The organism is Streptomyces sp. WAC07094, from assembly GCF_036320405.1.
In the GTDB taxonomy this organism is placed as follows: Bacteria; Actinomycetota; Actinomycetes; order Streptomycetales; family Streptomycetaceae; genus Streptomyces; species Streptomyces lannensis.
On record NZ_JAVMJZ010000001.1, the window covers coordinates 3,003,393 to 3,024,672 of the forward strand.

Annotated in this window: 19 protein-coding genes and 2 tRNA genes; 7 read left to right on the plus strand and 14 right to left on the minus strand. The window is 70.8% G+C overall.

What is annotated here, in order from left to right; genetic code table 11:
- Window positions 1-159 precede the first annotated feature (159 nt).
- The 8 genes from def to RCR19_RS13150 all read right to left on the minus strand — a co-directional run bounded on the left by def (window position 160) and on the right by RCR19_RS13150 (window position 7,539).
- Window positions 160-810, minus strand: a complete 651-nt coding sequence (gene def, locus RCR19_RS13115) for a peptide deformylase (protein WP_331265314.1) — start codon at window positions 808-810, stop codon at window positions 160-162.
- A gap of 103 nt (window positions 811-913) precedes the next feature.
- Window positions 914-1,894: a hypothetical protein gene (locus tag RCR19_RS13120; RefSeq protein ID WP_059128803.1), complete on the minus strand. Its 981-nt coding sequence runs from the start codon at window positions 1,892-1,894 to the stop codon at window positions 914-916.
- Between the two features lie 141 nt (window positions 1,895-2,035).
- Window positions 2,036-3,280: an HD domain-containing protein gene (locus RCR19_RS13125; RefSeq protein WP_331265315.1), complete on the minus strand. Its 1,245-nt coding sequence runs from the start codon at window positions 3,278-3,280 to the stop codon at window positions 2,036-2,038.
- Window positions 3,277-4,662 (minus strand): HD-GYP domain-containing protein, encoded by a 1,386-nt coding sequence (locus tag RCR19_RS13130; protein ID WP_331265316.1) that lies wholly within the window; start codon window positions 4,660-4,662, stop codon window positions 3,277-3,279. Before RCR19_RS13130 ends, RCR19_RS13125 begins: the two co-directional genes overlap by 4 nt.
- A gap of 191 nt (window positions 4,663-4,853) precedes the next feature.
- On the minus strand, window positions 4,854-5,156 hold the full coding sequence (gene rsrA / locus RCR19_RS13135; protein WP_331265317.1) for a mycothiol system anti-sigma-R factor: 303 nt from the start codon (window positions 5,154-5,156) through the stop codon (window positions 4,854-4,856).
- A complete protein-coding gene (sigR, locus tag RCR19_RS13140) occupies window positions 5,153-5,830 on the minus strand; it encodes an RNA polymerase sigma factor SigR (RefSeq protein WP_331265318.1) in 678 nt (225 codons plus the stop codon). Before sigR ends, rsrA begins: the two co-directional genes overlap by 4 nt.
- A 256-nt stretch (window positions 5,831-6,086) precedes the next feature.
- On the minus strand, window positions 6,087-6,713 hold the full coding sequence (locus RCR19_RS13145; protein WP_331269421.1) for an alpha/beta family hydrolase: 627 nt from the start codon (window positions 6,711-6,713) through the stop codon (window positions 6,087-6,089).
- 10 nt (window positions 6,714-6,723) lie between these two features.
- Window positions 6,724-7,539 (minus strand): SOS response-associated peptidase, encoded by an 816-nt coding sequence (locus tag RCR19_RS13150; protein WP_331265319.1) that lies wholly within the window; start codon window positions 7,537-7,539, stop codon window positions 6,724-6,726.
- A 49-nt stretch (window positions 7,540-7,588) separates the two neighbouring features.
- Here RCR19_RS13150 and RCR19_RS13155 point away from each other — a divergent pair, with 49 nt between their 5' ends.
- From RCR19_RS13155 to RCR19_RS13170, 4 genes are all read left to right on the plus strand, one after another.
- A complete protein-coding gene (locus tag RCR19_RS13155) occupies window positions 7,589-8,320 on the plus strand; it encodes a M50 family metallopeptidase (RefSeq protein WP_331265320.1) in 732 nt (243 codons plus the stop codon).
- Between the two features lie 158 nt (window positions 8,321-8,478).
- Entirely contained in the window at window positions 8,479-9,795 is a 1,317-nt protein-coding gene (aroA, locus tag RCR19_RS13160; protein WP_331265321.1) for a 3-phosphoshikimate 1-carboxyvinyltransferase, read from the plus strand.
- Between the two features lie 17 nt (window positions 9,796-9,812).
- On the plus strand, window positions 9,813-10,859 hold the full coding sequence (gene rsgA / locus RCR19_RS13165; RefSeq protein WP_331265322.1) for a ribosome small subunit-dependent GTPase A: 1,047 nt from the start codon (window positions 9,813-9,815) through the stop codon (window positions 10,857-10,859).
- Window positions 10,860-10,965: 106 nt separating this feature from the next.
- Window positions 10,966-11,289: a multidrug efflux SMR transporter gene (locus tag RCR19_RS13170; RefSeq protein ID WP_331265323.1), complete on the plus strand. Its 324-nt coding sequence runs from the start codon at window positions 10,966-10,968 to the stop codon at window positions 11,287-11,289.
- A 111-nt stretch (window positions 11,290-11,400) separates the two neighbouring features.
- On the opposite strand, the gene RCR19_RS13175 is transcribed toward RCR19_RS13170, so the two are convergent.
- A complete protein-coding gene (locus RCR19_RS13175) occupies window positions 11,401-12,006 on the minus strand; it encodes a TetR/AcrR family transcriptional regulator (protein WP_331265324.1) in 606 nt (201 codons plus the stop codon).
- A gap of 222 nt (window positions 12,007-12,228) precedes the next feature.
- Here RCR19_RS13175 and hisN point away from each other — a divergent pair, with 222 nt between their 5' ends.
- Complete coding sequence (hisN, locus tag RCR19_RS13180) at window positions 12,229-13,029, plus strand: histidinol-phosphatase (RefSeq protein WP_059128904.1); 801 nt, start codon at window positions 12,229-12,231, stop codon at window positions 13,027-13,029.
- Between the two features lie 209 nt (window positions 13,030-13,238).
- Entirely contained in the window at window positions 13,239-13,640 is a 402-nt protein-coding gene (locus RCR19_RS13185; RefSeq protein ID WP_331265325.1) for a CBS domain-containing protein, read from the plus strand.
- 75 nt (window positions 13,641-13,715) lie between these two features.
- On the opposite strand, the gene RCR19_RS13190 is transcribed toward RCR19_RS13185, so the two are convergent.
- On the minus strand, window positions 13,716-15,242 hold the full coding sequence (locus RCR19_RS13190) for a catalase (RefSeq protein ID WP_331265326.1): 1,527 nt from the start codon (window positions 15,240-15,242) through the stop codon (window positions 13,716-13,718).
- A 72-nt stretch (window positions 15,243-15,314) separates the two neighbouring features.
- Here RCR19_RS13190 and RCR19_RS13195 point away from each other — a divergent pair, with 72 nt between their 5' ends.
- Window positions 15,315-15,731 carry a Fur family transcriptional regulator gene (locus tag RCR19_RS13195; protein ID WP_059128791.1) on the plus strand — a complete coding sequence of 139 codons (417 nt, stop codon included), beginning with the start codon at window positions 15,315-15,317 and terminating at the stop codon, window positions 15,729-15,731.
- A gap of 155 nt (window positions 15,732-15,886) precedes the next feature.
- On the opposite strand, the gene RCR19_RS13200 is transcribed toward RCR19_RS13195, so the two are convergent.
- The 4 genes from RCR19_RS13200 to RCR19_RS13215 all read right to left on the minus strand — a co-directional run bounded on the left by RCR19_RS13200 (window position 15,887) and on the right by RCR19_RS13215 (window position 21,139).
- Window positions 15,887-15,960: transfer RNA gene (locus tag RCR19_RS13200), tRNA-Met, on the minus strand.
- 78 nt (window positions 15,961-16,038) lie between these two features.
- Window positions 16,039-17,844, minus strand: a complete 1,806-nt coding sequence (locus tag RCR19_RS13205; protein WP_331265327.1) for a tetratricopeptide repeat protein — start codon at window positions 17,842-17,844, stop codon at window positions 16,039-16,041.
- 228 nt (window positions 17,845-18,072) lie between these two features.
- Window positions 18,073-18,146, minus strand: a tRNA-Met gene (locus tag RCR19_RS13210).
- A gap of 44 nt (window positions 18,147-18,190) precedes the next feature.
- The gene (locus tag RCR19_RS13215; protein ID WP_331269422.1) at window positions 18,191-21,139 is read right to left on the minus strand and encodes a UPF0182 family protein; all 2,949 of its coding nucleotides are present in this window, start codon (window positions 21,137-21,139) and stop codon (window positions 18,191-18,193) included.
- Between the last annotated feature and the right edge of the window lie 141 nt (window positions 21,140-21,280).

The window sequence follows — 21,280 nt, forward strand, 5'->3', positions numbered from 1 at the left end:
GAACGGATTTGCTCCACCCACCACCCCACAGTGCCGAGAATCTCCCCCTCGTGACTGAATATGGATCGGTTCAGGTGTGCAAGGGATCGAATGTGCGACGCACACATGAACGGCGCCCGGTCGGGAGGGGTCCCCGACCGGGCGCCGTCGCACGAGTCGTCAGTCGTTGGCCACCACGGGGTAGCGGGGCTCGTTCTCGGCCATCTGCCGCAGGGCGTCCTTGCGCTCGCGCTTGGAGAGCCGGTCGATGTAGAGGTACCCGTACAGATGGTCCGTCTCGTGCTGCAAACAGCGAGCGAAGTAGCCGGTGCCGCGGACCTTGATCGGGTTGCCCTTCTCGTCCTGACCGGTGACTTCCGCGTAGTCGGGGCGGGCGAGCGGAGCGTACGCGGTCGGTACGGACAGGCAGCCCTCGTTGCTGTCGTCCAGACGGCGCCTGTCCGCCGGCAGGTCCACCAGCTTCGGGTTGCAGACCACCCCGACATGCCGCACTCCGTCGTCGTCCGGGCAGTCGTAGACGAAGACCTTCAGGTCGACGCCGATCTGGTTGGCGGCCAGGCCCACTCCCTCCGCGGTGTGCTGGCTGGCGAACATGTCCGCGACCAGTTGCTGGAGTTCCTCGCCGAACTCGGTGACGTCCTTGCACTCCTTGTGCAGCACCGGGTTCCCGACGACGGTGATGGGCTGCGAGGTGCCCCGCTCGCGCCAGGCGGTCTCGCGCTCCTCCACGTCCTCTGTGTCGATGACGAAGCCTTCGTCGTCCACGGGGAGCACGCCCGCGTGCTGCTGATCGGTGTCCTGCTGCGCCATGACCGACGTACGCCTTCCTGCAACCTGTGAAAAATCCTGCGCCTACAAGCCTACGGGGCGCTCACTGCCGCTCTCCCCGTGATCCGTGGGCCCGGAGTCCGCCTCAGCAGACCTCTTCGAGGTCCCGCCAGTCCCGGGAGTCCGGACTGTCCGCGACCCAGCCGTCGAGCAGCCCGCGCACCAGCGAGGCGGGCGCCGCGATGCCGCACTCGCGCTCGGGCACCCACAGCTGCCCGTCCGTGCGGTGCCCCAGCGGCCCCGGGTGCCCCGGCTCGCTGTGGTCGTGCGGGTCGAGGTGCTCGCCGTCGCCCTCGTCGGCCGGCATCCGTGACTCGGAGCACATCCGGCACAGCAGCCGCACGGACGACGACCAGTCCTCGGCGGCGAAACCGGCGTCGGCGGCGAGCTGTTCCAGCGCGTCCCGGTCGTCCTCGGTCGCGGCCTCCAGCAGGACGACCCAGGTGGGCACCGGCGAGGGCGCCCACAGCTCGATCTCGTCGAAGACCGGATAGGTGTGCCCGGCGGCCGTCGTGCGCTCACCGTGCGGTACGCCGTCGTGCAGGACGACCTCGCCCCAGCGGCGCCCCGAGGACGGCAGCGGGATGGACAGCACCTCGATGCGCGCGGGATCCAGCCTGCGCCCCCAGACGACCTCGGCCTCGCCCTCCGGGGACAGCCGCACGGCAGCGCTGCCCAGGTCCATCTCGGCGGGCTCGTCGGGGACGGCGGCGCCTCCCGGCACCTTCAGGCCGTACGCCTGCCAGGCGCGACGGGCCAGCGGCCAGTCCTGCAGGGCGGTGGCCGCGATGCCCACGTTCCACCAGTCGGGCGCCCCGCTCTCCTTCTCGAGCAGGGCCACGGCGCGCAGCCCCGCGGTGCGGGCCTGCTCCCAGTCGTGACGGAACTTGTGCAGGAGGGCGAGATTGAACCAGGACTCCGACAGCCAGGGCTCGAGGTCGGCGGCTCGGGTCAGCAGCGCTCCCGCATCCTCGTACCGGCCGTCGCCGATCAGCGTGAACGCGCGGTCGGTGGCCTGCCGCCAGGAGGCGGAGGGCCGGTGCCGTCCCTTCCCGAAGATCCTCACGATTCCCGCCTGCCAGTCCCTTGCGATTCCCGCCTGCCGGTTCCTTGACGTCTGCGGGGGCCACGGGCCGAGCTGTGCCCCCGAACACCCTCTCCTCGCATCCAACCACGTACCGCCGGACGGGCGCTCATTACCCATGGGTTACCCCGTCACGGCCAAGGTCAGACCGTCCCTCTGCAACACCCTGGCGAGTGACTCCACGATCTCCGGCTGGTAGTCGCGGGCGCAGGCGAGCCGCAGTCGCTCCAGCGCGCTGAGCGGTCCTCCGGGACCGGTCCCCTCCCGCGCCATCTCCTCGTAGGCGTTCACCGTCCGGACGATTCTCGCGCTGACCGGTTGCTCCCGATAGGGGTCCGCCTGCCGTTCCACCACGACCGCGACCTCGGCGTGCACTCCGGTCTGGCGGACAACGGCCCCGCCCAGGAGCGCGATGCGCCGCTGCTCCTCGGCGGGCAGCGAGGCGGTGGCTCCGGCGGGCACGGGATCGACGAGGCTGAGCTGCCCGATGTCGTGCATGAGGGCCGCGTACTCCAGGACGGTCAGCTCCGGCCCGGACAGCCCGAGCTCGCGGCCGACGGCCCTGCTGAGGGCGGCGACGCGGCGGGCGTGCCCGGCGGGCGTGTACCCGGCGATCTCGGTGGCGCGCGCGAGCGAGGTGATCGTCTGCCGGTAGGTGCTCCGCACGGCCGCGTACCGCCGGTAGGAGAGCTGGGTCAGCAGCAGGGGCAGGGAGAACACGGGCAGCGCCCACAGACCCACGACCGCGACCGCCAGCGACATGACGGCGCCGGTCGCGCAGACGGCCGAGCCGATGCCGAGCGTGGCCCGCAGTTCGTCGCGCAGCAGCGGCCCGAACGGCCAGCGGGTCCGGGAGTGCGCCAGGGCGGCGGCAAGGACGGCGTCGCACAACGTGGTGAGCACGAGCAGCGCGACGACGAGCAGGGCGTATGTGGAGCCGCCCCAGCCGTGCAACCGTCCGTGTTCGTGGATGGGTTGGAAGCAGACGGCGGCGAAGGCGACGGTGAGCAGCCGCCGGGTGAGATGGTCGGCGGTCGATCCGCGGCCACGGGCGGCATGCGGGACGCAGCCCGCCAGGGTGGCCGCGAGCACGACGGTGACGACCTGCTGCACCCCGTGGTGGTCGGGCTGCCCGGCGTTCTGCCCGAGCAACGCGTAGGAGAGCGCACCGGCCGCGCCGAGGGGGGCGGGCTCCCGCTCACCGCCGTCGCTCCACCGGGCGAGCTCCCCCACGGTGACGAGCATCCCGAAGGCCAGGGCGACGGCGGGGTGGTCGAGGCCGCGCCAGAGGATGAGGACGAGGGAGCCTGCGGCCAGGATCGCGGCCGCCGTACGGGCGAGGACGAGGGTGATACGGCCCGCGCTCACACGCCGCCCCCGCTGCGGCGATGCACCGCCGGTTCACCGGCGACGGGCGGGGCCGGTGCCGGCACGGTGCCGTGCTCCTCGTCCGCCGTCACCGCCGGATGCCATCCGTGCCGGTCCAGCGCGTGGACCAGCGCCCGCACCATCGCCGGGTCGAACTGCGCCCCCGCGCACCGCTGGAGTTCCTCCAGCGCGGCCGGGACGGGGCGGGCACGCCGGTAGGAGCGGGTCGAGGTCATGGCGTCGAAGGCGTCGGCGACCGCCACCACCCGGGCGAACTCCGGGATCTGAGTGCCCACGAGCCCGTAGGGGTAGCCGCTGCCGTCGAGCCGCTCGTGGTGGTGCAGGATCGCGGACCGCGCCTCGCCGAGGAACCCGATCCCGCGCACCATCTCGTGGCCGTACTCGGGGTGCAGCTCGATGATCCGCCGCTCCTCGGGGGTCAGCGGCCCGTCCTTGCGCAACAGCCGGGTGGGGACGCCGAGTTTGCCCACGTCGTGCAGGATGCCGGCGAACCGGAGCACCTCGGCGCGCTCGTCGTCCATGCCGAGTTCACGCGCGATCATCATCGAGGCCTGCCCGACCCGCTCGCTGTGCCCGCGGGTGTACCCGTCCTTGATGTCGACCGCCTGCACGAGCGCACGGATCGTCGCCTGGTGGGCCGCCCGCTCCCGGTGGTACTGGGCGAAGACCCAGCAGGACACGTACATGGGCAGCAGCACGAGCAGGGCGGCGACCGGTCCGTACGGGCTGAGCCACAGCACCGCCATCATCAGTCCGGCGAGCCCGTGCACGGCGACCGGTGCGAGGGAGCGCAGGAAGAGTCCGCTCCAGGAGGCGCGCACCGGCACCCCCTCGGCCAGTGCCAGGATTCCGGCGTCGAGCGCGGTCAGCGTCAGACAGAACGCCAGTACGGCGCCCCCGGCGGTCAGGAGCGCGTACGGGAAGTGGGGGCCGGCCACCGCGTCCCGGCCGCCGAGCGCCGCGTGCACATGGGATGCCGCCCACACGGCGAGGGCCAGTTGGGCGGCCCGCCAGCTGCGGCGCAGCCACGGCGGCCGTCCGGCGCCCGGGACGAGCAGCGCCCCGGGCAGCGGTACCAGCACGGCCGCCTCGGGAGGCAGCAGAAAGGCGCCGGCCAGAAGTACGGGGAAGAAGGTGCCGCTGCCCTCGCCGGCTCCGGGGCCGGCAAGACGCTCCCCCGCCCGGGCGGGGCCGAGCACCCGGGGCAACGGAATCCGCTCGCTCCCGGCGTGGAGCGCGGCGAGCAGGACGACCGCCCACAAGGGGGGTGCCGCGAGGTCGAGAGCGGGAGCCGCACACAGCAGGGCGATGAGGACGGCACACCCGACATACACACGTGCCCACAGCCGAATCGGCCCCATGACGCACCTCCCCCGTAGCCCGCACCCGTCCGCACCGGGCGGGCCCGGTCGTGCCCCTTTCAGGCTCCGGAGCCTAGAGGCGGGGCAGTCCGAGTGGGCCACATTGAGGTAATCCGCGGGTCGAAGACCCGCGGATTAGCACATTCGGGTGATGGTTCGCCGAGGGTTGACGCGCGTCCTCGAAGCGGCGTTCAGGATTCCTGTGGCGTGGCGGCCGCGTCGTGCTCGGGCACCGTCTGCCCCGAACGGATCAGGTCGAGACGGCCCATGACCTTCGCCCGGAGATCGCTCGGTACGTCGTCGTGCCCGCAGCACCGCTTGACCAGCTTCTTCACGGCCTCCTCGAGCCCGTACTTCTCCAGGCACGGCGAGCACTCCTCGAAGTGCTGCTTGAACTTGGAGCGGTCGACGTCCGGCATCTCACTGTCGAGAAACTCGTAGAGATGGTCGAGGACCTCACTGCAGTCCGTCTCGTGCGGCTCTCCGCAGCTCATGAGCCCGAGCCTTTCGCTTGGTCCGACTCTCCGGCGCCGGCCGGGACGAGCCCGCGCTCTCGGGCGTAGTCCTCGAGCATGCCGCGCAGTTGACGGCGGCCCCGGTGCAGCCGGGACATCACCGTGCCGATGGGTGTCCCCATGATGTCCGCGATCTCCTTGTACGCAAAGCCCTCTACGTCCGCGAGATACACGGCGATACGGAATTCCTCGGGAATCGCCTGCAGCGCTTCCTTCACGTCCGAGTCGGGCAGGTGGTCGAGCGCCTGCGACTCCGCGGAGCGCAGACCGGTCGACATGTGCGACTCGGCACGGGCGAGCTGCCAGTCCTCGATCTCCTCGGCCGCGCTGCGCTGGGGCTCGCGCTGCTTCTTGCGGTACGAGTTGATGAAGGTGTTCGTGAGGATCCGGTACAGCCAGGCCTTGAGGTTTGTTCCCTCACGGAACTGGTGGAAGGACGCGTACGCCTTCGCGTACGTCTCCTGGACCAGGTCCTCGGCATCGGCCGGGTTGCGCGTCATCCGCAGCGCGGCCGAGTACATCTGATCGAGGAATTCGAGCGCGTCCCGCTCGAAGCGCGCGCTGCGCTCGCCGGACGACTCCGCGCCCCGGCCCTCGGGCTGCTCCGCCTGGCCGTGTTCGGTCCCTGCGTCGGTCCCAGGTACCGGACCCACCTCCTCCAGCAGTGTGGCAGGACCGAAACCGGTCCCACTGGAATCGGAGGATAGACGAACATCCTTACCCGCCGCCGCCCGAACAGGCGCGGCCTTCGCCGAGTGCAGCACCGTCCAGTCCAGGTCAGCGCTGCTGCGGCGGCTCGGGCAGATGGTCGAACCCATGCGGCGGACTCCCTCTCGTACCTACGGTGCAGCACCTTCGCGTGCCGTCTGATCCGCACAACAGCGGTCCGCCTCCCGGCATTCCCGGGCGTCACCCGAGTGACGCGACCCACTTCACCACGGCGTGGGCGACGGTCTCCAGCGCCTCTTCCCGGGTGAGGCCGGCTCGCTTGGGGACCGCGAGGCCGTGATCGCCGTACGGCACCTCGACGAGGTCGTACGCACCCTTCGGAAACTCCTCCGGCTTTCCGAACGGATCGTTGCCGCCCTGCACGACAAGGGTGGGCACGCCCGCGCCGAGCAGTTCGCCGGCCCGGGACTTCTCCGGCCTGCCGGGCGGATGCAGGGGGAAGCTCAGCGCGAGCACGGCCGCGGCGCCGAGCTCGCCCGCCGTACGGCAGGCGACCCGGGCCCCCGCGCTGCGGCCACCCGCGACCACGGGCAGCCCGGCTCCCTCCAGGACGGGCCACACCCCGCGCCAGCCCACGTCCAGCGTCCTCGGTGCGGGTGCCACCTTCTTCCCGGCGACGCGCCAGGGCTGCTCCACCAGGGCGACGCTCACGGCGTGCGCGGGCAGCGCCCGGGCCAGGACCTGCAGGTCGGGCGCCTCGATGCCGCCGCCGGCACCGTGGCTCAGCGCGAGCACGAGCCGCGGCCGCGTCGCCCGGTACCAGGTGATGCGGGCCGTACCGGCGTCGGTCGCGACGCTCTCTGTCACATCCGTCACGTCAGAAGAGTGTGCCCTCTTCGGGACCGGCGAGCTCCTTCATCAGCTCCGGGCCGTTGTTGCGCACGTTGCTGACCGCGGTGGAGACCGGGTAGGCGCGCATCAGTCCTGGCGGCGGCGCATCCAGCAGGGAACGCAGGTCGTCGGGGTCGGTGCGGGAGGGGTCGAGCCACGCGTCCCAGCGGTCCGGGGTGAGCATCACCGGCATGCGCGGGTGGATCTCGGACAGGGAGTAGGGGCCCTCGGCCGGGGCCACGGCCAGCGGCGTCGTCTCCGCCTCCGTGGTGATCACCGAACAGGTCGTCCACCATGCCTGGGGATGGTCGTCGGGCAGGGTCCGGTCCCGCCAGAACTCGTACAGGCCGGCCATGGCGAAGACCGACCCGTCGGCGGGCAGCACGAAGTAGGGCTGCTTGCGCGGCCTCTTCTTCCTGCCCTCCACCTCCAGGTCGCGCTCGTCCTTGCCGGTGACCCATTCGTAGTAGCCGTCGGCGGGCAGGATGCACCGCCGGGTCGCGAAGGCACGGCGGTACGAGGGCTTCTCGTGCACCGTCTCCGCGCGCGCGTTGATCATCCGTGCGCCGCCCTCGGGCGACTTCGCCCAGGACGGTACGAGACCCCATTTGAGCCTGCGCAGCTGGCGAACCGGCCGTTGGTCGTCGGCGTCCTTCACAGGACGGTCCAGGACCGCGTAGACCTCCTTGGTCGGGGCCACGTTGAAGTCGGGGGCCAGGGTCTCCTCCGGCTCCCACTTCTCGATCTCGAAGATTCCTGCGAGATCCTCGGGCCTGCGACTCGCTGAATACCGTCCGCACATACGTGCAACACTGCCAGATCCGACGAGAGCCCAGGAGCCACCACCCCCCATGGACACCCTCGCCTCGACAACGCTGAGTGCGCTGCCCGACCTCTGGGACCGGATCTTCGGAAGCCAGCCCGATCCCGATCTGTGGGTGGTGATCGCCACCCTGGTCGCCGCGCTCGCCGTGGTCGTCCCGCACGGCGTATGGCGGATATCGCGCAACACCGTCACCATCGCGCACGAGGGCGGCCACGGGCTGGTCGCGCTGCTCACCGGGCGGACGCTGACCGGGATCCGGCTCCACTCCGACACCAGTGGCCTCACCGTCAGCCGCGGCAAGCCGTACGGCCTCGGCATGGTCCTCACGGCGGCGGCCGGCTACACCGCTCCCCCGCTCCTCGGCCTGGGCGGGGCGGCGCTGCTCGCCGCAGGCCACATCACGCTGCTGTTGTGGCTGGCCACGGCAATGCTCCTGGTGATGCTGGTGATGATCCGCAACGCCTACGGCGTGCTGACCGTGTTCCTCACCGGAGGCACGTTCCTGCTGGTGTCGTGGCTGGCCGGTCCGCAGGTGCAGGCGGCCTTCGCGTACGCGGTGGTGTGGTTCCTGCTGGTCGGCGGCGTGCGGCCGGCCTTCGAACTCCAGGCGAAGCGGTCCCGCGGAGGGGCCGGGGACTCGGACGCGGACCAGCTCTCCCGGCTCACCCACGTCCCGGCGGGGCTGTGGCTCTTCTTCTTCCATGTGGTGTCGCTGTGCTCGCTGATGGGCGGAGGCCGTTGGCTGCTGCGGCTCTGACCGGGCCCGGCGCGCCGGCGGTCGCAGAGCCGTGACCGCCGGCGCCGGCGCATATGTGCACAGCAGATCCGGCCCGACATATCAGACAACGGTTTCGCTCAGATTTCGCCGCTTTTGATCAAGATCTACGGACCGAACCAGCCACTACAGTGGGGCCCATGACCGTGAATCCCGCGCAGACCGCCCCTTGGACCGCCCCGCACGCGAGCGGAGCCGTCGACGCGACGGTCCATGTGCCCGGGTCCAAGTCGGTCACCAACCGCGCCCTGGTCCTCGCGGCCCTCGCCTCCGAGCCGGGCTGGCTGCGCCGGCCCCTGCGCTCCCGCGACACCCTGCTGATGGCGTCGGCGCTGCGCGCGATGGGCGTGGGCATCGAGGAAGGGGTCGGTCCCGACGGCTCGGGCGAGACCTGGCGGGTGATCCCCGCCGCTCTGCACGGCCCGGCCACGGTCGACGTCGGCAACGCCGGCACCGTGATGCGCTTCCTGCCCCCGGTGGCCGCCCTCGCCGACGGCCCCATCCGCTTCGACGGGGATCCGCGTTCCTACGAGCGCCCGCTGAACGGCGTGATCGACGCGCTGCGGATCCTCGGCGCCCGCATCGACGACGACGGCCGCGGGGCGCTGCCGCTGACCGTGCACGGCGGCGGTGCGCTGGACGGCGGCCCGGTGTCGATCGACGCCTCCTCGTCCTCCCAGTTCGTCAGCGCCCTGCTGCTGTCCGCGCCGCGCTTCAACCAGGGCGTCGAGGTCCGCCACACCGGCTCGACACTGCCCTCCATGCCGCACATCCGTATGACCGTCGACATGCTGCGCGCGGTCGGTGCCCAGGTGGACACCCCGGAGTCCGGTGGCGAACCCGACGTCTGGCGGGTCACGCCGGGCGCCCTGCTCGGCCGGGACCTGACCGTCGAGCCGGACCTGTCCAACGCCCAGCCGTTCCTCGCGGCCGCGCTGGTGACCGGCGGCAAGGTGGTCGTCCCCGACTGGCCGGCCCGCACGACCCAGCCCGGGGACCGGCTGCGCCGGATCTTCACCGAGATGGGCGGCGACTGCGCCCTGACCGAGCGCGGCCTGGAGTTCACCGGATCGGGTGCCGTCCACGGCATCGACGTGGACCTCGGTGAGGTCGGCGAGCTGACACCCGGCATCGCGGCGGTCGCCGCCCTCGCGGACTCGCCGTCGACCCTGCGCGGCGTGGCCCATCTGCGTCTGCACGAGACGGACCGGCTGGCCGCGCTCACCAAGGAGATCAACGAACTCGGCGGCGACGTCACCGAGACCGCCGACGGTCTGCACATCCGCCCGCGCCCCCTGCACGGCGGGGTCTTCCACACCTACGACGACCACCGCATGGCCACGGCGGGCGCGATCATCGGACTCGCCGTCGAAGGGGTGCGGATCGAGAACGTGGCGACGACGGCCAAGACGCTGCCGGACTTCCCCGACCTGTGGACCGGGATGCTCGGGAACTGACGGGCGGACCTGAGATCATGCGGCGCTACGGCAAGCACACCGACGAGGACGACATCCGCACGCGTCCGAACCGCAAGGGCAACCGGCCACGCTCCAACATCCGGCCCAAGCACGAGGACGCGGCCGAGGGCATGGTGCTCACCGTCGACCGCGGCCGGCTCACCTGCCTCGTCGACGGTCGTGCGATCGTGGCGATGAAGGCCCGTGAGCTGGGCCGCAAGGCCGCGGTGGTGGGTGACCGTGTCGCCCTCGTCGGCGATCTCTCCGGCACCAAGGACACCCTCGCCCGTATCGTCCGGATCGAGGAGCGCGCATCCGTCCTGCGCCGGACCGCCGACGACGACGATCCCTACGAGCGCGTGGTCGTCGCCAACGCCGACCAGCTGGCCATCGTCACCGCGCTCGCCGATCCCGAACCGCGCCCACGTCTGATCGACCGCTGCCTGGTGGCCGCGTACGACGGTGGCCTGGAACCCCTGCTCGTGATGACGAAGTCGGACCTCGCCCCGCCCGACAAGCTGCTGGAGCTCTACGGTGCGCTGGACATCCCCTATGTCGTCACCAGCCGCGAGGAACTGGAGAACGGCGACGCCGCGGACCGGGTGCGCGCACACCTGGCCGGCAAGATCACGGCCTTCGTCGGCCATTCCGGGGTGGGCAAGACGACGCTGGTCAACGCCCTGGTGCCGGAGGATCGGCGGCGCACGACCGGTCATGTCAACGCGGTGACCGGGCGCGGCCGGCACACCACGACGTCGGCCCTCGCGCTGCCGCTGGAGGTGACCGCGGACTCCTCGCTGCCCGAGCCGGGCGGTGGCGGGAAGGGCTGGGTCGTCGACACCCCGGGCGTACGGTCCTTCGGCCTCGCGCACATCGACCCCTCCCGCGTGATCCACGCCTTCCCGGACCTCGAGCCGGGGACCGAGGGCTGCCCCAGGGCGTGCAGCCACGACGAACCGGACTGCGCGCTCGACGCCTGGGTGGCGGAGGGGCACGCGGACCCGGCGCGGCTGTACTCGCTGCGCAGACTGCTCGCCACGCGTGAGCGGAAGGAAGGGGACTGACCTCCGCGGTGTTTGGGTGCGTCGCGGGCAGGTAAATGCTTACCTCGCGCCGGGCCTGTTGCGACCGGACGGGGCAGTCGACGTGGGGATGCGGGAGGACAGGACAATGGCGTGGCTGCTGGTCATCGTGGCGGGGCTTCTCGAGACCGGTTTCGCCGTCTGTCTCAAGCTCTCGCACGGCTTCACCCGGCTCTGGCCGACCGTCGCCTTCTGCGCCTTCGCGCTCGGCAGCTTCGGCCTGCTCACCATGTCCCTGAAGAAGCTGGACGTGGGCCCGGCGTACGCGGTGTGGACCGGCATCGGCGCGGCAGGCACGGCCATCTACGGCATGATCTTTCTGGGTGACCTCGTCTCGACCCTGAAGATCGTCTCGATCTCCCTGGTGATCGTCGGGGTGATCGGCCTGCAGCTGTCCGGGTCGGCGCACTGAGGGGCGCTTCGCCGGCTGCGCCTCGGCGGGCGCCCGTGCGCGCCGTCGTACCGACCCTGCCCGCCGGGCAGGGTCGACCCGCGACGGCCCCCGCGCCTCTCCGGCACGGTCCTACCGCGCCTGCCGCGGCCAGGTGAACCGCATCAGCTCCGCCACCCCGCCCTCCGCGGGCGGAGCCGTCACGCACGACAGGGAGAGCCGGACGGCCAGCTCACAGGACCGGGTGAGCTCCCCGACGTCCCCCTTGACCGCGCCGGGACCGGCGATCGCCGCGACGGCCCGGTCGCGGACCAGCGCCACGAAGTCCGACGGCGACGGCAGCGGACCGTCGGCCCGCCGCTGCGCGGGCACCGCGGAGGTCGACGGCACCGCGGACAGCGTCGGCGAGGGCAGCCGCTCGCTCCAGCAGCCGGTGAGCATGGCGCGCACGAGAGGATTGGCACGGGCGGCCGACGCGGTCCACTCGGCGAGCGCGAGCAGCCGTTCACGGGGATCGGCGGGGCCGGCGAGCACACGCTCGGCACCGGCCAGGTAGCCGTCGGCCTCCCGGCGCACCAGCGCCCGGGCGAGCCCGTCCTTGCTGCCGAATTCGTTGTACAGCGTCTGGCGGGAGACACCGGCCACGGCGGCGACGTCCACCATGCGCACAACCGACCAGGAGCGGCGCCGGAGCGCCAGATAGGCGGCGTCCAACAGGGATTCCCGCGCTGCAGGCATCTTCGCCTCCCTCGGGGCCGGCGCGGCGGCTCTGACGGACAGGTTTGACGCGCACTCATGCACTGTCAAGGGTTCGCGTGCGCGCCGGGGGGCGTGCAGCGGCCCTCGCGCTCCCTGATCACCCGGTCGCCGTGCGCACCGCCGTGACGGAACGCCGGACACACCGGGAGATCCGCTCGGGGTGTGTGGCCGCCCGGCGCACTGGGCAGATACCGTTCGGTCATGCCCGACTATCTCGATGACCTGCGGCTCGCCCATGTCCTCGCGGACGCCGCGGACGCGGCGACCATGGACCGGTTCAAGGCCCTCGACCTCAAGGTCGAGACCAAACCGGACATGACGCCGGTGAGCGAGGCCGACAAGGCCGCCGAGGAGCTGATCCGGGGGCAGCTCCAGCGCGCCCGGCCGCGTGACGCGGTCCTCGGCGAGGAGTACGGCATCGAGGGCACCGGCCCGCGCCGCTGGGTCGTCGACCCGATCGACGGCACCAAGAACTACGTGCGCGGCGTGCCCGTGTGGGCCACGCTGATCTCTCTCATGGAGGCGGGCGAGGGCGGCTTCCAGCCCGTCGTCGGCCTTGTCTCCGCGCCCGCGCTGGGCCGCCGCTGGTGGGCCGCGAAGGGGTACGGCGCGTTCACCGGCCGCAGCCTGTCCTCGGCGTCCCGGCTGCGCGTCTCCCAGGTCTCCCGGCTGTCGGACGCCTCCTTCGCCTACTCCTCGTTGTCCGGCTGGGAGGAGCAGGGCCGGCTGAACGGCTTCCTGGACCTGACGCGCGCCGTGTGGCGCACTCGCGGATACGGGGACTTCTGGCCGTACATGATGGTCGCCGAGGGCTCGATCGACATCTGCGCCGAGCCCGAGCTGTCCCTGTGGGACATGGCGGCGAACGCGATCGTCGTCACCGAGGCGGGCGGCTCCTTCACGGGCCTGGACGGCCGCCCCGGACCGCACAGCGGCAATGCGGCGGCGTCCAACGGCATCCTCCACGACAATCTGCTCGACTATCTCAGCGGCCGGTACTGATGGTCTGCGGTGCCCTCGTGCACCGCAGGCGCCCCTGAACTCACGTCGCGCGCCCTCTTGTTGACCCGCCCTTTGCCTGCGACTCTGAGAGTCCCCCCACTTGTGAATTTGTGAAACTTTGCACAGGTTCCCCGGCGGACCGAACCCGACGGCTCTGGAACCGTGCGCCCGAGTGTTTCCCCCGCGTTCCAAGGAGGTGGCTCCGCCCCATGCTCGTCCGCGACGCCATGAGCACGGTGGTCCTCACCGTCGGCCCCGCACACACCCTCCGCCAGGCAGCGTCCCTGATGTCCGCCCGCCGCGTCGGCGCGGCCGTGGTCCTCGACCCGGACGCCGGCGGCATCGGCATCATCACCGAGCGCGACATCCTCAACTCCGTCGGCACGGGCCAGAGCCCGGACGCCGAGCGGGTGCACGCCCACACCACGACGGACGTCGTGTTCGCCACGCCGTCCTGGACCCTCGAGGACGCCGCCAGCGCGATGACCCACGGCGGCTTCCGGCATCTGGTCGTCCTCGAGAGCGGCGAACCGGTCGGTGTCGTCTCCGTCCGCGACATCATCCGCTGCTGGGCACCGACCCGGGAGCGGGTCGGCGCCACCGCCTCGTAGCCCCGCACACGCGAGCGGGCCGGAACCCCCACAGGGATTCCGGCCCGCCCCCTACGACAAGCGGTCCAACCCGGGTCAGCCGCGCAGGGCCTGGACAGCGGCCTCCAGGCGCTTGCCGAAGTCTCCGTCGGCCCGACGGAAGTTCTCGATCGCGCGCTCGGCGATGTCGTCGCGCGAGACCTTGGCGATGAAGCCCGCCAGGTTGCCGATCAGGCGGTCCTTCTCGTCCTGCGACATCAGGCGGTAGAGGTTGCCCGCCTGCACGAAGTCGTTGTCCTCGGCGTGCACCGGGGCCTCGTGGTCGCCGGTGCCGGCCGTGAAGCCGTCGAACGACTGCCACAGGGGACGGTCCGTCTGGAAGGGGCCGCCGAAGCTGTTCGGCTCGTAGTTCTTCGCGCCCTTGTGGCGGCCGTCGTACAGGTGGCCGTCACGGGAGTGGGTGCGCGCTTCGGTGGCGTGCGGGCGGTTCACCGGCAGGTGGTCGGCGTTGATGCCGACGCGGTAGCGGTGTGCGTCGCCGTAGGCGAAGAGGCGGCCCTGGAGCATCTTGTCCGGCGACGGCCCGATGCCGGGCACGAAGTGGGCGGGGCTGAAGATCGACTGCTCGACCTCGGCGAAGATGTTCTCCGGGTTGCGGTTGAGCTCCAGCTTGCCGATCTCGATCGGCGGGTAGTCCTCGTGCGGCCACACCTTGGTGAGGTCGAACGGGTTGAAGCGGTAGGTCGCCGCGTCGGCCGCGGGCATGATCTGGACCTGCACGGTCCAGCTCGGGTACTCGCCGCGCTCGATGGCCTCGCGCAGGTCGCGCTGGTGGGAGTCGGGGTCCTCACCGGCGATCCTGTTGGCCTCGCCCTGGGTGAGGTTCTTGATCCCCTGGTCGGTCTTGAAGTGGTACTTGACCCAGAAGACCTCGCCGGCCTCGTTGTTCCACTGATAGGTGTGCGAGCCGTAGCCGTTCATGTGGCGGTACGAGGCGGGGATGCCGCGGTCGCCGAACAGCCAGGTCACCTGGTGCGTGGACTCGGGCGACAGACCCCAGAAGTCCCAGACGTTGTCCGCCTCCTGCGAGCCGGTGTACGGGTCGCGCTTCTGGGTGTGGATGAAGTCGGGGAACTTGATGGCGTCCTTGATGAAGAACACCGGGGTGTTGTTGCCGACGAGGTCGTAGTTGCCCTCTTCGGTGTAGAACTTCAGCGCCCAGCCGCGGGGGTCGCGGACGGCGTCCGCGGCACCGAGGTTGCCGGCCACGGTGGAGAAGCGCAGGAACGTCTCGGTCTGCTTGCCGACCTCGGAGAGGAACTTGGCGCGCGTGTAGGGGGTGACGTCGGCGGTGACGGTGAAGGTGCCGTAGGCGCCCGCCCCACGGGCGTGCACCACACGCTCCGGAATGCGCTCGCGGTTGAAGTGCGCGAGCTTCTCCAGGAGGAGCTGGTCCTGGACGAGAACCGGGCCGCCTACGCCCGCGGTCTCGCTGTTCTGGTTGTCGGCGACCGGGGCACCGGCCTCCGTCGTGAGCGGTCCCTGCGTCACGTACGCCTCCTGCGTCTTTCCATGCAAGTTCTGTCCCTTGGCCAAAGCCGTTCTCGATCCTACAATGGACATTGTCTAAGTCAAGCAGCCCTCCAAAGTCACACCTGTTCGGAATCTGGGCCTCTAGCTGTTAGGCTGGTTGTCATGAGTGACCTGTTGGAACGGCTGCGTGGCCGCGGATGGCGGATGACCGCGCAGCGTCGTGTCGTGGCCGAGGTCCTCGACGGCGAGCACGTCCATCTGACGGCCGACGAGGTGCACGCCCGGGCGGTTGCCAGGCTCCCCGAGATCTCCCGCGCGACCGTGTACAACACGCTGGGTGAGCTGGTCACGCTCGGCGAGGTGCTCGAGGTGGCCACGGACCAGCGTGCGAAGCGGTACGACCCGAACGCGCACCGGCCGCACCACCACCTGGTGTGCGCCCGCTGCGGCTCGATCCGCGACGTCCATCCGACCGGCAACCCGCTCGCCGACCTCCCCGAGTCGGAGCGCTTCGGCTTCATGGTCTCGAACGTCGAGGTGACCTACCGCGGCCTGTGCCCGGACTGCGCGGCGGCGTAGGCAAGGCTCTTCGAAGGGCCCCGGCACCGATCGAGGTGCCGGGGCCCTTCGTCGTACCGGGGCATTGCGGGGATCACACGGCGACCTGCTCCGTGGAGCGTGCAGAAACGATCCAGGGCCGGAACCCTTGATGGGTTCCGGCCCTGGATCTTCAGTAGCGGGGACAGGATTTGAACCTGCGACCTCTGGGTTATGAGCCCAGCGAGCTACCGAGCTGCTCCACCCCGCGTCGGTGAATGGAACATTACGTCAAGGACGCGTACAGAGGCAAATCACTTACCCGGGTGCGCCGGGCGCACGGCGCTGATCACGCCGTGAGCTCCTGGCGCAGCGCATCCCTCAACCGTGCCGCACGCTCGGACACCTCGTCCGGCCCGAGGGACACCGCGCGGTCCGCCCAGCGCTGCCCCTCGGCCAGCTCGCCCTGACGCGCGTAGACGAGGGCGAGCCGCAGAGCCGCCCGGCCGTGCCCCGCGTTCGCCGCCCGGGTCCACCACAGCGCGGCCTCCGGCTCGCTTCCCTCGCGCGCCAGCAGCAGCCCCAGATTGAACGCGCCGTTGCGGGAGCCGCCCTCGGCCGCCTCCCGGTACCAGCGGGCCGCCTCCACGACGTCGCCACGCGCGGCCGCCAGCATCCCGACCCGCACCTGGGCCCGCCGGTGCCCCTGCGTCGCCGCCCGCTCGTACCACTCCTCGCACTCGGTCTTGCCGTGCGACGGCTCGCCCAGCTCGTGGGCGGGCGGGGGCGGCCGGCGGGCGTCCAGCACGGTCGCCAGCCGGTAGGCCGCCTCCGCGCTGCCGCCGCCCGCGGCGCACCGCAGATGCCTCTCGGCCGCCTGCTCGTCCCCCTCACGCAGCCGCGCCATACCGACCTGGAGCGCGGCCTCGGTGTGACCGGCGGCCGCCGCCCGCTCGTACCACCCGAGCGCGGTCTCCTCGTCGCCGCGCCCCGCGAACAGGATCCCGAGGTTGAAGGCGGCGTCGACGCTGCCCGCCTCCGCGGCCTTGGAGAACCACGGTTCGGCGCCCGCCGCGTCCCCGCCCTGGAGCAGCAGGATCGCGAGGGCGTTGGCGGCCTCGCGGTGGCCCGCGTACGCCGCTCGCCGGTACCACTGGTCGGCCTGCGCGGTACGCCCCTGCTCGGCGCAGAGCAGTCCGAGGTTGTAGGCGCCGTTGACGTCACCGGCGTCCAGCGCCGCCCGGTACCACCGCTCGGCCGTCTGCGTCTCGCCACGCTCGGCGTGCAGCGCGCCCAGGGCGTTCGCCGCGTTGCCGTCGCCCTCCTGTGCGGCGCGCAGCCACCACACGGCGGCGCTCTCGGTGTCGCCCGCGTCCCGCAGCAGGAAGCCGAGCGCGCAGGCCGCCCTCGCCTCCCCGTCCTTGGCGCTCGTCAGATACCAGCGCCCGGCCTCCTTCAGCTCGCCCCGCTTCTCCAGGATCGCGCCAAGATGCAGCGCGGCGCGCCGGTGCCCGCGCGCCGCGGCCTGCCGGTACCACTGCTCGGCCTCCTCGGGTGCGGACGGCTCGACACCGTTGTCGGCGCCGGCCTCCTGCTCCTGCAGGGCCGTGCGGTCCAGTGCCCGCGCCAGCCGGTAGGCGGCCTCGCGGTGCCCGCGCTCGGCGGCGGCACGCATCCAGTGCCCGGCGCCGTCGTCACCGCGGTGCTCGAGAAGATCGGCGAGCGCGTAGGCACCGAGGGTGTGGCCCTGTTCGGCGGACTGGCGCAGCCAGTACTCGGCGGCCGGCTCGTCACCGCGCTCACGGTGGTGGCGGCCGAGCGCGTGTGCGGCCGCGGAGGACCCGGCGACGGCGGCGATCCGCCACCAGCCGGCCGCCTCGTCGGCGTAGCCGCGCTGGTGCAGAAGGACGCCCAGGTTGTTGGCGGCGGCACGGTCACCCGCGGCGGTGGCGGCACGCAGCTGGGGCTCGGCTCCGTCGAGATCGCCGCGGCGCAGCAGCATGGCCCCGAGAACGCTCATCGCCTCGACGTCGCCAGCCTCGGCGGCGAGCCGTTGGCGCGCCTCCTCGGCGGCCTCGCCGGTCTCGTCCCGACCGGCGGACTGCGCATTTCGCCCCGTCCCGAACAGAGCCGCCTTCTCCCCCATAACGTCCATCGTCGCACCACCTGCAACCCGGGTACACCTGGTATACCGCAGCCAGTGAGGTCACTTCAGCGTTTTGTCGACATGCCCACAGAGAGACAAGTCAAACACAGAATGGCCAACTCCCCCCGTAGGCGGTCGCACTTCACGAGAGTCGGCAGGTCACGCTGTACTCCACGTCGTGTCGCACGCACGTGGAGGGCCCGGATCCTTGATCAGGATCCGGGCCCTCGACTTCAGTAGCGGGGACAGGATTTGAACCTGCGACCTCTGGGTTATGAGCCCAGCGAGCTACCGAGCTGCTCCACCCCGCGCCGTTGTTCGGCAACCGTATCACGGCGCGGGAGGGGCTCCTGTTTCACCCTCCGCCGGAGGCGCTCGGACTGCCGCTCGGCGAACTGCTCGGCGAGGGGCTCGAACCGGCGGACGGTTTGCCGCCGCCGGTCCCGCCGGCCTTGGACTGCGCCTTCTCAGCCCGCTTCAGCGCGTCCTGGAGGTCCTTCTGGGCATCGCCGTACGCCTTCCAGTCACCCTTCTTGAGGGCCTCCTGCCCCGCGTCGAAGGCCTTCTGGGCGTCGCCCAGCGCCTGTTGCACGGTCGGATCACCGGACGGCGGTGGGGTGGTGGTGCCGGTCTCGGGCGGTGTGGGAGCCGAACTCTCCGGGCCGAAGACCTTGTTGAGGGCCTGGTCGAGCGTGTCCTCGAAGGCGGTGCTGCCGCCGTAGGTCACCAACACCTTGCGCAGCAGCGGGTACTTCAGTTCGCCGCCGCGTACGTAGACCGGCTCCACGTAGAGCAGGCCTCCGTCGAGCGGAACGGTGAGCAGGTTTCCGTACTCGATCTCGGAGTCGCCGCCTCTGATGAGCCGGACGAACTCGGCGATGTTCTGCTGCGAGTTGGAGTTGAACTGGCTCTGCACCTGTTTCGGGCCGCCGACGGTCTTGCTCGTCGGCAGTTTGAGGACTCTGATCTTGCCGTAGTCGCTCGTGCCCGCCTCGGAGTCGACCGCCATGAAGGCACTCAGGTTGTCCCGGCCGTTGGGGGTGAAGGTCGTCGTCAGGGAGAACGCCTGCGACTGCTGGTCGGGCATCTTCATGCTCAGGTAGTACGGCGGCACCGCGTTGCCCGACTTGTTGGTCGGGTCGTCGGGCACCTGCCAGACCTCGCTGCCGCTGAGGAAGGTCTGGGCGTCCTTGACGTGGTAACGGGTGAGCAGCTCGCGCTGGACCTTGAACAGGTCCTGCGGGTACCGCAGATGGGACATGAGCGACGACGAGATGTCGGCCCTCGGCTTCACGGTGCCCGGGAACGCCTTCATCCAGGTCTTCAGGACCGGGTCCTCGGTGTCCCACTGGTAGAGCTTGACCTCGCCGGTGTACGCGTCGACGGTCGCCTTCACCGAGTTGCGGATGTAGTTGACCTGGTTCTGCTGGGCCACCACCGCGCGCTGGGTGTTGCCCGCGGTCAGCGAGTCCGCCGTCGTGTCGCCGAGGGTCGTACGGGAGGCGTACGGATAGCCGTTCGTCGTGGTGTACGCGTCGACGATCCACTGGATGCGGCCGTCGACGACCGCCGGGTAGGCGTCGCCGTCGATGGTCAGCCAGGGCGCGACCGCCTCGACGCGCTCCTTGGGCGTGCGGTTGTACAGGATGCGCGAGCCGTCGCCGATGGCGCCCGAGTACAGGATCTGCGGCTCGCTGAACGCGACGGCGTAGGCGGCCCGGTTGATCGGGCTGGAGAGGCTGACCCCGCTCTTGGCCCGGTAACTGGTGGTCTTCTCGCCGCTGTCGTCGGAGTAGTCGATCTCCTTCTGGGGACCGCCGACGATCGAGTACGTGGAGGTCTTCTCGCCGTAGTAGATCCGCTGCTCGTAGGAGGGCAGGTCGCCGCTGGACGGCAGGTCGGACTCGGTGAAGACGGGCTGGCCGTTGGAGTCGGCGGTGGTGCCCTTGGCGGCGACGACGCCGAAGCCGTGGGTGTAGCGGAAGTGGTCGTTGATCCAGTTCTGCTTCGGGATGCCCCGGAGGTTCAGCTCGCGCAGACCGATGACCGTGTCCTGGTCCTTGCCGTCCTTGTTGTAACGGTCGACGTCGAGGTTGGTCGGGAACGCGTAGTAGTTCTTCATCTGCTGGAGCTGCTGGAACGTCGGGGAGACGATGTTCGGGTCCAGCAGGCGGATGCTCGCCGCCGTGTCCACGTCGTCGCGCAGCGTGCTCTTGTCCTTGGTGTCGCTCTCGCCCGCGTACTCGGTGACCTGGGTGCTGTCGATGCCGTAGGCGTCGCGCGTCGCCTTGATGTTCTTGTCGACGTACGGGGCTTCCTTGGCCTGCTCGTTCGGCTGGACCTGGAACTTCTGGACTATCGCCGGGTACAGACCGCCGATCAGGATCGCGGAGAGCACCATCAGGCCGAAGCCGATGACGGGCAGCTGCCAGGTGCGCCGCCACAGGGTGGCGAAGAAGAGCAGCGCGCAGATGACGGCGATGCAGAACAGGATGGTCTTCGCCGGCAGATAGGCGTTGGCGTCGACGTACCTCAGGCCCGTCCAGTTGCCGGTCGCCTTGAAGTCGCTGGACTTCACGGCGAGGCCGTAGCGGTCGAGCCAGTAGGCGACCGCCTTCAGGGCGACGAAGACGCCCAGCAGCACCGAGAGATGACCGGTCGCGGTGGCCGTGGCACGCGCTCCGGGTGATGTGATCCGCAGACCGCCGTACAGGTAGTGCGTGAGCGCGGCGGCGATCAGCGACAGCACGGTGGCGGCGAAGCCGAATCCGAGCAGGAAGCGGTACCAGGGCAGGTCGAAGGCGTAGAAGGCCACGTCCAGGTGGAACTGGGGGTCCTTCTGGTGGAAGGGCACGCCGTTGACCCACATCAGCCAGGTCCGCCACTGGCTGGAGGCGGACGCGCCCGCGATCAGACCCACCAGGGCGGTGATCCCGAGCAGCAGCCACTTCTTGTAGGGCGCGATCCCCATGCGGTAGCGGTCGAGGCTCTGCTGCTCCATGGACATGGCGCTCAGCGGCGGACGCAGCCGGTGCGCGAGCCAGATGTTGAAGCCGACCGCGGCCGCCATCAGCAGACCGAAGACGAAGAAGAGCCCGATCTTGGTCCACAGCGTGGTCGTGAACACGGACGAGTAGTTCACCGACCGGTACCAGAGCCACTGCGTCCAGAAGCCGGCGAACATGACGAACGCCATGCCGAGGACGGCGAGGACCCCCAGTGTCATGAGCAGGGTCCGGGCTCGCCGGGACGGGCGGCCCACTCTGATCCGCGGCCCTGTGGGGCCTCCGCCGCGGTCCGGCATCTGGAAAGCCAAGGTGCGCACCTCGAAGTTAGCTGTTGATTCCGCAGGCCCCCGTGAACGCGGACCATGGTCGGGGCTCCACGACGGCGGAGCCCCACCTATGCAACTTACTGGCGCTTTACTCGGTTCCCGGATCCGGGG

Excerpts from the sequence above, each read along its gene's own strand:
- def (WP_331265314.1), bottom strand. The coding sequence starts at position 810 with ATGGCGCAGCAGGACACCGATCAGCAGCACGCGGGCGTGCTCCCCGTG.
- RCR19_RS13130 (WP_331265316.1), bottom strand. The coding sequence starts at position 4,662 with ATGGGGCCGATTCGGCTGTGGGCACGTGTGTATGTCGGGTGTGCCGTC.
- rsrA (WP_331265317.1), bottom strand. The coding sequence starts at position 5,156 with ATGAGCTGCGGAGAGCCGCACGAGACGGACTGCAGTGAGGTCCTCGAC.
- RCR19_RS13150 (WP_331265319.1), bottom strand. The coding sequence starts at position 7,539 with ATGTGCGGACGGTATTCAGCGAGTCGCAGGCCCGAGGATCTCGCAGGA.
- RCR19_RS13155 (WP_331265320.1), top strand. The coding sequence starts at position 7,589 with ATGGACACCCTCGCCTCGACAACGCTGAGTGCGCTGCCCGACCTCTGG.
- aroA (WP_331265321.1), top strand. The coding sequence starts at position 8,479 with ATGACCGTGAATCCCGCGCAGACCGCCCCTTGGACCGCCCCGCACGCG.
- rsgA (WP_331265322.1), top strand. The coding sequence starts at position 9,813 with ATGCGGCGCTACGGCAAGCACACCGACGAGGACGACATCCGCACGCGT.
- RCR19_RS13170 (WP_331265323.1), top strand. The coding sequence starts at position 10,966 with ATGGCGTGGCTGCTGGTCATCGTGGCGGGGCTTCTCGAGACCGGTTTC.
- RCR19_RS13175 (WP_331265324.1), bottom strand. The coding sequence starts at position 12,006 with ATGCCTGCAGCGCGGGAATCCCTGTTGGACGCCGCCTATCTGGCGCTC.
- hisN (WP_059128904.1), top strand. The coding sequence starts at position 12,229 with ATGCCCGACTATCTCGATGACCTGCGGCTCGCCCATGTCCTCGCGGAC.
- RCR19_RS13185 (WP_331265325.1), top strand. The coding sequence starts at position 13,239 with ATGCTCGTCCGCGACGCCATGAGCACGGTGGTCCTCACCGTCGGCCCC.
- RCR19_RS13190 (WP_331265326.1), bottom strand. The coding sequence starts at position 15,242 with ATGTCCATTGTAGGATCGAGAACGGCTTTGGCCAAGGGACAGAACTTG.
- RCR19_RS13195 (WP_059128791.1), top strand. The coding sequence starts at position 15,315 with ATGAGTGACCTGTTGGAACGGCTGCGTGGCCGCGGATGGCGGATGACC.
- RCR19_RS13205 (WP_331265327.1), bottom strand. The coding sequence starts at position 17,844 with ATGGACGTTATGGGGGAGAAGGCGGCTCTGTTCGGGACGGGGCGAAAT.
- RCR19_RS13215 (WP_331269422.1), bottom strand. The coding sequence starts at position 21,139 with ATGCCGGACCGCGGCGGAGGCCCCACAGGGCCGCGGATCAGAGTGGGC.